Raw genomic sequence first — 11736 nt, 5'->3', positions numbered from 1 at the left:
AGGGTGGTCAGGGCCGCGGGCCGCCGGGCGGCTGCTGCGGCGGAACCACCTTCTTGGCGGCTTCCTTGCCCTTGACGATCTGGCTGCGGTACTTGCCCTTGGTCTTGTGATCGACGAAGTCGCCCGCCTTGTCGACGGCCTGGTTGATCTTGTCGGAGTTCTTGGCCGCCGCGTCCTTACCCTTGCTGACGAGGCCCTTGAGATTGTCTGCGAAACTCATCGCTGCTCCTCCGGTCTGATGCCTGATCTATCCACATTCTCCCACCATGAATCCACCACCGCCGGGCTTGCGAGATCCAGCCGCTGGCCCGGGCGCGGAATCGCGATCGGCGTTCCCGCCTGCTCGGCCGCGGCAACCAGCCGGCGAACCGGCTCGGACCACGGGTGGAACGCCAGGTTGAAGGTGGCCCAGTGGATCGGCACCAGCAGCCCGTGCCCGGCGTCGCCGCGGTTGAGGTCGGCGTGCGCGTGCACGGCTTCCTCCGGATTCATGTGGATGTCCCGCCAGCGCACGTCGTAGGCGCCGACCGGGAGCAGGGTGAGGTCGAACGGGCCGGTGGCCGCGCCCGCCTGCGCGAAGGCCGCGGTGTAGCCGGTGTCGCCGCCGAAGTAGACCCGGCGGGACGGCCCGACGATCGACCAGGAGGCCCACAGCGTCGTGTTGCGCACCAGCCCGCGGCCGGAGAAGTGCCTGGCCTCGGAGCAGGTCAGGGTGAGGCCGCCCGCCGCGCCGGGCAGCGTCACCTCCCCGCCCCAGTCCAGCTCGACGATCCGGTGCTCCGGCACGCCCCAGCGCCGCAGGTGCGCGCCGATGCCGAGCGGGACGACGAACGGCGCGACCTGGGTGCGGACCAGGCCGAGCACCGTCGGCTTGTCCAGGTGGTCGTAGTGGTCGTGCGAGATGAGCACCGCGTCCAGCGCGGGCAGCGCGTCCAGCGCACCGGGCACCGGGTGCAGCCGGGCCGGACCGACCAGCTCGGACGGCGACACCCGGTTGCTCCACACCGGGTCGGCGAGGACCCGGTAGCCGTCCACCTCGACCAGCGCGGTCGCGTGGCCGAACCAGGTGACGGCGAGCTCGGCGGCGTCGCGCGGCAGCTCCGGCTCGACCAGGGGCACCCGGCCGCGCGGCCGCCCGGCCGCGCGGCTGGAGAGCGCCGAGACCAGCAGCGAGCCGCCGTCCTGCGGGTCGATCGCCGAGCTCGGCTCGGTGTTGTGGAAGCGGCGGTCGCGGTAGCCGATCGCGCCGGTGGCGATGGGCTGGATGGCGGTGGCCCCGGCGCCGAGCGCCGACGGCAGCCCCCAGGCCGCCCGTGCCACCCAGGTCAGCCCGGCGGCGGCCGCCCCGAGGGCGGCGGCGGTACGGATCTTCATCAGCGTCCCTCGAATCTCGGGGCGCGCTTCTGCTCGCGCGCCAGTCGGGCCTCGGCGGCATCCTCGCTGCTCCACGCGGCGGCGAGCGCGGCGCGCTGCTGCGCGCTCTCCGGCTGCCTCGTCCCGTCGTCGTTGAGCACCAGCTTGAGGTGCCGGAGCGAGAGCGGGGCGAGCGCGGCGATGGATTTCGCCCAGGTGTGCGCGTCGGCGACGGTGCCGATCTTGTTGGCGAAGCCGAAGGTGTAGGCGTCGGCGGCGGAGATCTGCTCGGCGCCGAGCAGCACGGTGCGGGCCGGGCCGCCGCCGATCAGTGAGGCCAGCCGGTGCGCTGTCCACCGGTCGACGCTGACGCCGAGCCTGGCCGCCGGGATCGCGATGTAGGCCTCCGGGTCGACCACCCGCAGGTCGGAGGCGACCGCCAGCTGCACCGCGGCGCCGTAGGCGGCGCCGTGGATCGCGCTGATCACCGGCACCGGCGCGGCCTCGATGGTGTGCAGCATCGCCAGCAGCTCGTCCAGGAAGTTCTCCGAGTAGATGCCGGAGAGGTCGGCGCCCGCGCTGAAGACCTTGCCGCGGCCGGAGATGACGATGGCGCGCGCGTCGTCGGCGACCGCGGCGAGCACCGCCTCGCGCAGCGCGATCACCAGTTCGGTGTTGAGCGCGTTCCGGCGATCCTCGCGCTGTAGTTCGATACCGACGACGTCACCGTCGCGGTTGACTCCGAGCATGCGTCCTCCCCGGCTGAATACCGACCACTTCCTGCTGTTCCAACTCTGCCACAGCAATCACCGGCCACCCCGGCACGCGAGCCGGATCACGCCGCGACGGCGGATAGCATCGCTGCCGTGCCGACCGACTACGACATCCTTGTGCTCGGAGCCGGCCAGGCCGGGCTCTCCGCGGCCTACCATCTGCGCCGCCGCGGCCTGCGCCCGGAGCACGACTTCCTCGTCGTCGACCACGCGCCCGGCCCCGGCGGCGCCTGGCAGTTCCGCTGGCCCACGCTCACGCTGAGCACCGTGAACCGGGTGCACGACCTGCCGGGCATGGAGTTCGCCGAGACCTTGCCGCCCGGCTCCGACAGCGTGCCCGCCGCCACCGCCGTCCCCCGCTACTACGAGCGCTACGAGCAGCGCTTCGACCTGCGGGTGCGCCGCCCGGTCACGGTTTCGGTGGTCTGCGACCGTGCCCCCGAGCTCGCCGTGGAGACCGACACCGCCGGAACGCTGCGGGTGCGCGGGCTGATGAACGCAACCGGCACCTGGGAGCACCCGTTCGTCCCGCACTACCCCGGCGCCGCGACCTTCCGCGGCAGGCAGTTGCACACGCACGACTACCGCACCCCGGACGAGTTCGCCGGACAGCACGTCGTCTTGGTCGGCGCGGGCATCTCCGCGGTGCAGCTGCTGGACGAGATCTCCCGGGTCACCACGACCACCTGGGTCTCGCGCACCGCGCCGCGCTTCCGGGAGACCCCGTTCACCGCCGAGGACGGCCGCGCCGCCGTCGCCAGGGTGGAGGACCGGGTGCGCCGCGGCCTTCCCCCCGGCTCGGTCGTCTCGGTCACCGGCCTGCCGCTCGACGACCGGCTGCGCGCCGCCCGCGCCCGCGGCGTGCTCGACTGGAACCCCATGTTCAGCGCCATCGAGCCGGACGGCGTGCGCTGGGCCGACGGCCGCGCGCAGCGCGCCGACGTGATCCTCTGGGCCACCGGCTTCCGCAGTGCCATCGACCACCTCGCCCCGCTGCGGCTGCGCGGGCCCGGCGGCGGCATCACCATGGACGGCCGGTTGGCCACCCGGGTCGCCGCCGACCCGCGCATCCACCTGATCGGCTACGGGCCGTCGGCGAGCACGGTCGGGGCGAACCGGGCGGGCCGCGCCGCCGCCGCCGAACTCACGGAATACCTGGGGATCGGCAGGCGGGGTTAGTCCAGTCCGGCGGTCAGGGTCTCCGGGTCGCCGCCGATGCGGGTGTCGGCGTTCAGGCCGCTGATCGCCTCGACCTGCTCGTTCGTGAGCTCGAAGCCGAAGACGTCGAAGTTGGACTCGATGCGCTCCGGCGTCACCGACTTGGGGATGACGATATTGCCGAGCTGCAGGTGCCAGCGGATGACGACCTGGGCCGGGGTGCGCCCGACCTGCCTGGCGATCGAGGCGATCACCGGGTCGTCCAGCACCTGCCCCTGGCCCAGCGGGCTCCACGCCTCGGTGGCGATGGCATGGGACTGGTGGAACGAGCGCAGCGGCGCCTGGATGAAGCGCGGGTGCAGCTCGACCTGGTTGACCGCGGGGATCTCACCGGTCTCGGCGATGATCCGCTCCAGGTGCGCGGGGGTGAAGTTGGAGACGCCGATCGAACGCACCCGGCCGTCGGCCTTGAGCGCCTGGAAGGCCTTGAAGGTGTCGACGTAGCGGTCGGCCTTCGGCACCGGCCAGTGCACCAGGTAGAGGTCGAGATAGTCCAGGCCGAGCCGCTTCAGGCTCTCGTCGAAGGCGCGCAGCGTGGAGTCGTAGCCCTGCTCGGAATTCCAGAGCTTGGTGGTCACATACACCTCGTCGCGGGGCAGCCCGAACTCGCGGATGGCCCGGCCGGTGCCCTCCTCGTTGCCGTAGATGGCGGCGGTGTCGATGCTCCGGTAGCCCACCTCGAGTGCCTTGGTGACGACACCGGCCGCCTCGTCGGCCGGCACCTGGAACACTCCGAAGCCGAGTTGCGGGATCACGTTCCCGTCGGGCAGGACGATCGTCGGTACGGCGCTCTTGTCGCTTCGGAAAGTCACACAACCGACCGTAGGAAAGGTTGGGAGCGGCGTCAACGACGGTTTCGGTGTGTTGGCCCACCTAGCCGGGCAATCCGAGCGTTCGGTAGCGGCGGTACCTGGCGGGGGCGCGGTCACCGCTCGGTTCGGCGGCGAGCCGGGCGAGCTCGTCGGCGATCACCGCGACGGTCCGCCGGGCGAAGGCCACCGGCTCGGCGGCGGCGTCGGGCAGCTCCGGCACGATCCGGTCGACAACGCCGTCGGCGAGCAGATCGGCGGCGCCGATGCGCTGCGCGGCGGCGAGTCCGGGCGCGTGCGCGGTGTCCCGGTGCACGATCGCGCTCGCCCCCTCCGGCGGCAGCGGGGCGAGCCAGGCGTGCGTCGCGGCGAGCACCCGGTCGGCGGGGAGCAGGGCCAGCGCACCGCCGCCCGCGCCCTGGCCGAGCAGCACCGACAGGGTCGGGGTCGGCAGCGTGACGAGGTCGGCGATGCAGCGCGCGATCTCCGGGGCCAGGCCCCGTTCCTCGGCCTCCTTCGAGAGCGCCGCGCCCGCGGTGTCGATGACCAGCACCAGCGGAAGCCCGAGCTCCCGAGCCAGCGCCATGCTGCGCCGAGCTTCGCGAAGCGCCGCCGGACCCATCGCCTCGTGCATCGGGACCGGACCCTCGGCGTCGCGGAGCGCGGCTCCGGCGTCGGCGTCGCTGAGCGCGGCCTGCTCGAGGCGGTAACTCGCCCGGTCGTGGCCGAAGACGATGCACGGCCGCCCGCGGAACCGGGCCAGCGCGTGCACGACGGTGCGGTCGTGCTCACCCTGCCCGGTGCCGCTCAGCGGCACCCGGTGCGTGACGTGGCGCAGCAGGTCGCGCAGCCCCGGCCGGTCCGGCTTGCGCGAGACGAGCACGGACTCCCAGGCCGGAGCGGCACTCTCGGCCGCGGGTGCGGGGGCGAACCGGTCGGCTGCACCGGCGGTACGGTCCGGGACCACCACCCCGCTGAGCACGCTCAGCGCGCGGTAGGCGATCCGCCGGAAGACCGTGAGCCCGACGACCCCGTCGATCACGCCGCGGCGGTACAGATTCTCCGCCGTCTGCACGTCGTCCGGGAACGGCTCGCCGTACAGCGCCGCGTAGACCCGCGGCCCGAGGAAGCCGATCAGCGCGCCCGGCTCGGCGAAGGTCATGTGCCCGAGCGAACCCCACGAGGCGAAGACCCCGCCCATGGTGGGGTTGCGCAGGTAGACCAGGTACGGGTGACCGGCGGCCTTGTGCGCGGCCACCGCACCGGCGATCTTCACCATCTGCACGAAGGCGACGGTGCCCTCCTGCATGCGGGTGCCGCCCGAGGTCGGCGAAGCGACGAGGGGCAGCCCGAGTGCGGTGGCGCGCTCGATCGCCACCGTGATCCGCTCCGCAGCGGCGACCCCGATCGAGCCGGCCAGGAAGCCGAACTCGCACGCGATCACCGCGACCCGGCGGCCCCGCAGCAGCCCTTCACCGGTGAGCACCGACTCGTCGGTGCCCGCTGCCGCGGCGGCCTTCGCCAGTTCCGTTCGATACGAGCGCGATTCGGCCACCGGTACCGGTGGCCGGTCCCAGCTCGCGAAGGTACCCGGGTCGAGCAGCCGATCGATGAGTTCTCGTGCGGACGTGCCCACGCGGCTGCGCTCAGTAGCCCTGCATCACCTTGCGCAGCGCGTACTCGGTGAGCGAGACCAGCGCCTGCTTGGCCGGCTCCCGCCGCCGCGCGTCGATCGACATGATCGGCACGTCGGCGGGGACCGCGAGCGCCTGCCTGATGTCCTCCAGCGGGTACCGCGGCGAGTCGTCGAACTCGTTGAGCGCCACCAGGAACGGCAGGTTGCGCGCCTCGAAGTAGTCGACCGCCGCGAAGCTGTCCTCCAGCCTGCGGGTGTCGACCAGCACCACGGCGCCGATGGCGCCGCGGATCAGGTCGTCCCACATGAACCAGAAGCGGTACTGCCCCGGCGTGCCGAACAGGTAGAGGACCAGGTCGTCGGCGAGGCTGATCCGGCCGAAGTCCATGGCCACGGTGGTGGTGGACTTCATCGGGATGCCGGTCAGATTGTCGATTCCGGTGCTGGCATTGGTCACCAGCGCCTCGGTACGGAGCGGGACGATCTCGGAGACGGCGCCGACCATGGTGGTCTTGCCGACGCCGAAACCCCCCGCCACGACGATCTTCGCCGACGTCGGCTTGCTGGTGCGGGTGTCGACCTGCGCCGTCGAATCAAATACGCCGGAGTCCACTGAGAACCCTTTCGATCAGCTCGCGACGCTCATCGTCGCTGGAATCGTCTTTCAAAGTCGCCGAGACGCGGACATGGCCCGCTTCGATGAGGTCTGCCACGAGGACCCGGGCTACGCCGATCGGTATCCCGAGCCGCGCCGCGACCTCGGCGACGGACGGCGATTCTCTGCACAACTCCACGATGGACGTTTCGATGTTGGACAGTTCGAACTGCCGCTCCAGGGCGACCGGATGAGAAGCGACGAGCGCCTCCAACGCCAACTCGACCGCAGGCCTCGTGCGGCCCGCGGTCAGCGAGTACGGGCGAACGAGACTGGGCTCGGCGCCTCCCATGCGGTGATCGTCTATGTCCATCCCACCATCAGGAACCCATCGTGACGCGTGGGGTGGCCTGCACCGTCTGGCCCACACGCTCCACCAACAAGGCCATTTCGTATCCGACCTGGCCGATGTCGCAGGACGTATTGGTCAGTACCGCGAGGTACGACCCGTCGCCCACGGCCATCAGCAGGAGGTAGCCATGCTCCATCTCGACGACGGATTGCAGTACCGTACCGCCTTCGAACAGATTCGACACACCGACCGAGAGACTGGCCAGGCCTGCGGTGACCGCGGAGAGCTGTTCGGCCCGGTCGACGGGCAGTTGCGCACTCGCGGCCATGAGTAGGCCGTCAGCGGAGACCAGGACTGCGTGGGCCACGCCGGGAACCTCGTTGGCGAAGTTCGAAACCAGCCAATCGAGCTGACGGTTCGTACCACCTAGATCGGGGTTCATAGGTCTCCTTTATCTCCGGTTAGGTTCATTGCTCTCATGGCGCGGCCATCCCGGACGCCCTGCTGGTGACGACTCAAGCTGGACCTGATCGTTTCGGGATCGCGCGGCGGCGTCCGGTCGACCGCGCCGCTCACGGCGCCGGGGACGAGCCGGACACCCGGATTGCGCTGCGGCAGGCCGGCGGCGGTGCGGTTCTCGGCCTGGGCCTCGCTGGCCCGGCGGGCGGCCAGCCAGCCCTCGTCGCCCGGCGACTCGAACGCGGCGGCGACCTCGGACCGGTCCGGGTCGGGATCGGACAGCCACGCCGACATCATCTCGGCGAAGATCGGCGAACCGCCGGACGCGACGCCGCCCTCCGGGGCGGGCTGCAGCCTGCTCTGGAAGAACGAGGCGGTGCGCTGCGGGTTGGCCCTGCTGTGCCGCCCGGTCTCCGCGCCGACCTCCGGCTGGGCGCCGGATGCCGGCTCGGCCGGAGCGCGGCGCGGGAGCGCGACGCTCGGCGGCGGAGGCTCGTGCGGGGCGACCATGGCGCCGGGATTGCGCCGTGGGAGGCCGGGCGGGGTCTGCGCGCCCGGTTGCCGGGTCGGCAGGCCGTTCTCGCCCCGCTGCGGCAGGCCCGGCAGGCCGTTCTCCCCGCGCTGCGGGTGGCCGGCCTCGCCGCGCTGCGGGAGGCTGCTTTCGCCCCGCTGCGGGAGGCCGCCGTCGCGCTGCGGCAGGCCGTTCTCGCCCCGCTGCGGCACGCCGTTCTCCCCGCGCTGCGGAAGACCGCCGTCCCGCTGCGGCAGGCCATTGTCGCCACGCTGGGGCAGGCCGCCGTCGCGTTGCGGGAGACCACCCTCGCCGCGCTGCGGCAAGCCGTTCTCACCGCGCTGCGGAAGCCCACCATCGCGCTGCGGCAGGCCGTTCTCGCCGCGCTGCGGCAGGCCGTTCTCACCCCGCTGCGGCAGGCCGTTCTCACCCCGCTGCGGCAGGCCGTTCTCACCCCGCTGCGGCAGGCCGCCGTCGCGCTGCGGGAGACCACCCTCACCGCGCTGCGGCAGGCCGTTCTCGCCCCGCTGGGACAGGCCGTTCTCCCCGCGCTGCGGAAGCCCGCCGTCACGCGGCGGGAGACCACCGTCGCCCCGCTGGGGCAAGCCGTTCTCACCGCGCTGCGGAAGCCCGCCATCGCGCGGCGGCAGTCCGTTCTCGCTCCGCTGGGGCAGCCCACCGTCACGGGACGGCAGACCGTTCTCCCCGCGCTGCGGGAGCCCCGGCTCGCGCTGCGGAAGGCCGGTATCCCGGCCGACGAGACCGTCTCGCTGCGGCAGCCCGCCCTCACGGCCGGGCACCCCGTTCTCGCCCCGCTGGGGCAGACCGGGTGCACCCCGCTGCGGCAGACCGCCCTCGCGGGACGACCCCGGCTCACCGCGCTGCGGAAGCCCGGTCTCGCGCCCGGCGAGCCCGTCCCGCTGCGGAAGCGAACCGCGATCGGTACCTGGCTGCCGCTGCGGCAACCCGGTCTCCCGCGACGCCAGCGGCACCTCACGCGAGGGCAGCGGCGTCTCCCGCGGCTCCCGCTGCGGCAGCCCGGAGGCGGGCTCGCGCGGCGGCTCGGCGCCGGGACGACGCTGTGGAATGGCCCCGGTGCCAGGATGGGAGATCCCCGGCGCGGGCCGCGGAGCGCCGGAGGCACCCGGCTGCCGCTGCGGCAGCCCGCCCGGACGTTCGGTCCGCGGCTCGGCCGGCGCACCCGCCAGATTCACCGGCCCGGACGGCGGCGCCGAATCACCGGGCCGCTCCCCGGCGGGAGCACCGTTGACCCCCGGCTGCCGCTGTGGCAGCCCGCCACCCGCGGCCGCGGGCGCACCGTTGGCGCCCGGCTGCCGCTGCGGCAATCCACCGGTCCCGTTCTGCCCGGGCGCGCGCGGCGGGGTACCGCCCGGCGCGGGCTGCGGGGTACCCGGCTGACGCGGCGGCACCGCCCCGCCGACCGTGCGCTTCGGCAGATTCGCCGCCGCCAGCTTGCCCAGCTGCGGGGTGTTCCCCGACCCCGCAGCGGGCGCGGCCTGCGCGGCTTGCGCGGCCTCGGAGGAGGAACGCAGGCTCGCCCCGCCCGGCTGCCCGCTCGCCGAAGCCATGGCAGTGCCCGGCTGCCGCTGCGGCAGCCCGCCACCCGCGCCCGCCGCGGCGGGCGACGCACCGGTGCCGCCACCCGCGCCGGCGGAGATCGGTCCGCTGACCCCGGGATCAACGGTCACCATGACGTTTCCTCCCGTTGTCCGCTGGATGGAACGGGTCTGCATCGGCGCCGCCGGGGCAGGCGCCGCGGCGGCGGCCTGCTGCGGGCGCTGCGGCTGGCCGGGCGAGGGCACGACCGGCGCGGCCTTGGCCACACCGGCCTGGCCGGAGACGATCAGCCCGACCGGGACGTGCACGGTCACGGTGACGCCCGGATCGCGCGCGGTGTCGAAGGTGGGGCGGAGCCGCACGGTGAGACCGTGCCGCTCGGCCAGCCTGCCGACCACGAAGAGGCCCATGTGCCGCGCGGTGTCCGGCCCCGGCTCTGCGGTCTTCTCCAGCCTGCGGTTGATCTCGGCCATCTCCGGCGGCGGCATGCCGATGCCGCGGTCCGCGACCTCGATCAGCAGCCCCTGGTCGTGCGCCTGCGCGAAGGTGAACTTGACGTCGGTCTCCGGCGGTGAGGCGCGCAGCGCGTTGTCCAGCAGCTCGGCGAAGAGGTGGGCCAGGTCGGAGGCGGCGGGTTCCTTGAGCGAACCGCGCGGGGTGGCGCCGAGCTTGACCCGCTCGTAATCCTCCACCTCGGAGATGGCGGCGCGCAGCACGTCGGCGATCTCGACCGGGGCCGACTTGGCCCTGCGCTGCTTGGTGCCTGCCAGGATGAGCAGGTTGTCGCCGTTGCGGCGCATGCGGGCGGCGAGGTGGTCGAGCCGGAAGAGGTTCTCCAGCAGCCGCGGGTCCTTCTCGTCGTACTCCATCGCCTCGATCAGGCTGAGCTGGTGGTCGACGAGCGACTTGGAGCGCCGGGCCAGGGTCTCGAACATGTCGTTGACCTGGGAGCGCATCTGCGCCTGGTCGCTCGCCAGGCGCAGCGCCTGGCCGTGGATGTCGTCGACCGCGCGGGCCAGCTGGCCGATCTCCTCGGAGCTGCGGATCGGCATCGGCTCCAGCGGCACGTCCTCGGGGGCGGCGCCGGTGCGCAGCTGGGCGACCTCGTGCGGCAGGTCGCTCTCGGCGACCCGCAGCGCGGCCAGCCGGAGCCGGTGCAGCGGCACGATCATCGAGCGCGCGACGAAGACGGCGAGCAGCAGCGCGGCGAGGATGGTCGCGATCACGACGCCGGTGTAGGTGAAGGCGTCCCGGTTGGCGGTGGAGGCCAGGTTGTTCATCGCGGTGTCGATGTCGCGGGTCGCCTTGGCGACCACCCGCTCGTAGACGTCGAGGCTGCCGGTGAGCGAGTTCTTGAGTTCGCCGATGGGTATCTGGCCCGCGGTCGCGGCGGGGCCGGTGAGCAGCTCGGTGCGGGTGTCGATGCCGGCGCGCAGGTCGGCGATGGAGGTGTCGCCCGCGGGGAATCGGTTGGCGAGCACGTTCAGCAGCTGCCGCTCGGCGGCGGCGCCGGTGAGGAAGGACTGCACGCCCGCGTCCCGGTCGCGCAGCACCTCGGCGAAGCCGGCCAGCTCGGAGACCAGGGTGGCGCGGGTGTTGAGCGAGTCGACCAGCCGCAGCTTGGCCTGGTCGACGCCGGGGTCGCTGACCTGGCCGACGGCCGATTCCACGATCCGGATGCTGTTGTTGCGGACCCGGTCGATGACACCGAGGCCGTCCGAGTACTGCAGCGTCGGGGACTTGCCCTGGGTCTGCACCGCCTTGGCGTCATTGATCATGCTGTCCAGCGCCGCGCGGGCGCCGGTCACGCCGTCCAGGCGGCCGGCGGCGCCCTCGGCCTCGCCGATCGCCTTGTCCAGGTCGGTCAGGTTCTGGTCGGTGACCACCGACGAGCCGGGCATCAGCGACACCATCTGGGAACCGACGACGGTCGCGACGTTCGCGCTCAGGCCGGTGACGGCCGGGATCGCGGTGACGTTCTCGGCGACCTGGGCGAGCCGGTTGGCCTCCGTGAACTCCGAGGTGATCCTCGAAACGCCGAGACCGACCGCGACCGCCAGCGGCACGGCGAGCACGGCCGTGACCTTCCAGCGCAGGTCCCAGTTGCCGAGCGCCCAGCGCTTCTTGCCGGACCTAGCGGCGTCACGCATTTCCCACTCACTTTCCAAACTGGCCTCCGCCACGCACCACCAGCGAACTTCCACAATCGCGTGCTTGGCTCGACAAGTGGAGCTGGCCCAGAGGTGCGGCTGGCCGAGAATTTGCGTCTGCGACGGCCCAAACAAGTGACATCGGATTCTAACGGATCAATAACGTCTCGGGTGACGCCGTCTGCGGATACCGGCTCGGTATCGCCTGTTTCTGGCAAAACCGGAGGTCGCGGCACCCGTCCGGGCGTCGCGTGAAGTCTGCCACAATCGTGCTGATCTATCGAGGCGGGTGCAGCCGAGCG

At 72.7% G+C, this 11736-nt stretch carries 10 protein-coding genes; 1 reads left to right on the top strand and 9 read right to left on the bottom strand.

The window, feature by feature from the left end; all coding sequences use genetic code 11:
* Nucleotides 1-7: 7 nt before the first annotated feature.
* The 3 genes from ACFO0B_RS20880 to ACFO0B_RS20870 are packed head-to-tail and all read right to left on the bottom strand — an operon-like array spanning nt 8 to nt 2102.
* Nucleotides 8-220 (bottom strand): antitoxin, encoded by a 213-nt coding sequence (locus tag ACFO0B_RS20880; protein ID WP_378614201.1) that lies wholly within the window; start codon nt 218-220, stop codon nt 8-10.
* Nucleotides 217-1374 (bottom strand): MBL fold metallo-hydrolase, encoded by a 1158-nt coding sequence (locus ACFO0B_RS20875; protein ID WP_378614200.1) that lies wholly within the window; start codon nt 1372-1374, stop codon nt 217-219. The genes ACFO0B_RS20880 and ACFO0B_RS20875 overlap by 4 nt, the downstream gene beginning before the upstream one ends.
* On the bottom strand, nt 1374-2102 hold the full coding sequence (locus ACFO0B_RS20870; RefSeq protein WP_378614199.1) for an enoyl-CoA hydratase: 729 nt from the start codon (nt 2100-2102) through the stop codon (nt 1374-1376). The genes ACFO0B_RS20875 and ACFO0B_RS20870 overlap by 1 nt, the downstream gene beginning before the upstream one ends.
* A 117-nt stretch (nt 2103-2219) precedes the next feature.
* Between ACFO0B_RS20870 and ACFO0B_RS20865 the strand changes: the two genes are divergently transcribed.
* Nucleotides 2220-3305, top strand: coding sequence for an NAD(P)-binding domain-containing protein (locus ACFO0B_RS20865; RefSeq protein WP_378614198.1), 1086 nt, complete (start codon nt 2220-2222; stop codon nt 3303-3305).
* Here ACFO0B_RS20865 and ACFO0B_RS20860 read toward each other — a convergent pair.
* The 6 genes from ACFO0B_RS20860 to ACFO0B_RS20835 form a co-directional block, all read right to left on the bottom strand.
* Nucleotides 3302-4156: an aldo/keto reductase gene (locus tag ACFO0B_RS20860; protein ID WP_378614197.1), complete on the bottom strand. Its 855-nt coding sequence runs from the start codon at nt 4154-4156 to the stop codon at nt 3302-3304. The two genes, ACFO0B_RS20865 and ACFO0B_RS20860, sit on opposite strands and share 4 nt — an antisense overlap.
* Nucleotides 4157-4217: 61 nt before the next feature.
* Complete coding sequence (locus ACFO0B_RS20855) at nt 4218-5789, bottom strand: carboxyl transferase domain-containing protein (RefSeq protein ID WP_378614196.1); 1572 nt, start codon at nt 5787-5789, stop codon at nt 4218-4220.
* A gap of 10 nt (nt 5790-5799) precedes the next feature.
* On the bottom strand, nt 5800-6402 hold the full coding sequence (locus ACFO0B_RS20850) for a GTP-binding protein (RefSeq protein WP_269821778.1): 603 nt from the start codon (nt 6400-6402) through the stop codon (nt 5800-5802).
* On the bottom strand, nt 6383-6757 hold the full coding sequence (locus ACFO0B_RS20845; RefSeq protein WP_067647090.1) for a DUF742 domain-containing protein: 375 nt from the start codon (nt 6755-6757) through the stop codon (nt 6383-6385). Before ACFO0B_RS20845 ends, ACFO0B_RS20850 begins: the two co-directional genes overlap by 20 nt.
* Before the next feature lie 7 nt (nt 6758-6764).
* Nucleotides 6765-7178, bottom strand: coding sequence for a roadblock/LC7 domain-containing protein (locus ACFO0B_RS20840; RefSeq protein ID WP_011207200.1), 414 nt, complete (start codon nt 7176-7178; stop codon nt 6765-6767).
* Nucleotides 7175-11434, bottom strand: a complete 4260-nt coding sequence (locus ACFO0B_RS20835) for an ATP-binding protein (RefSeq protein WP_378614194.1) — start codon at nt 11432-11434, stop codon at nt 7175-7177. Before ACFO0B_RS20835 ends, ACFO0B_RS20840 begins: the two co-directional genes overlap by 4 nt.
* Nucleotides 11435-11736: the final 302 nt, after the last annotated feature.

The organism is Nocardia jiangsuensis (assembly GCF_042650385.1).
Lineage (GTDB): Bacteria > Actinomycetota > Actinomycetes > Mycobacteriales > Mycobacteriaceae > Nocardia > Nocardia jiangsuensis.
This window is presented reverse-complemented; position numbering and strand designations above follow the sequence as displayed.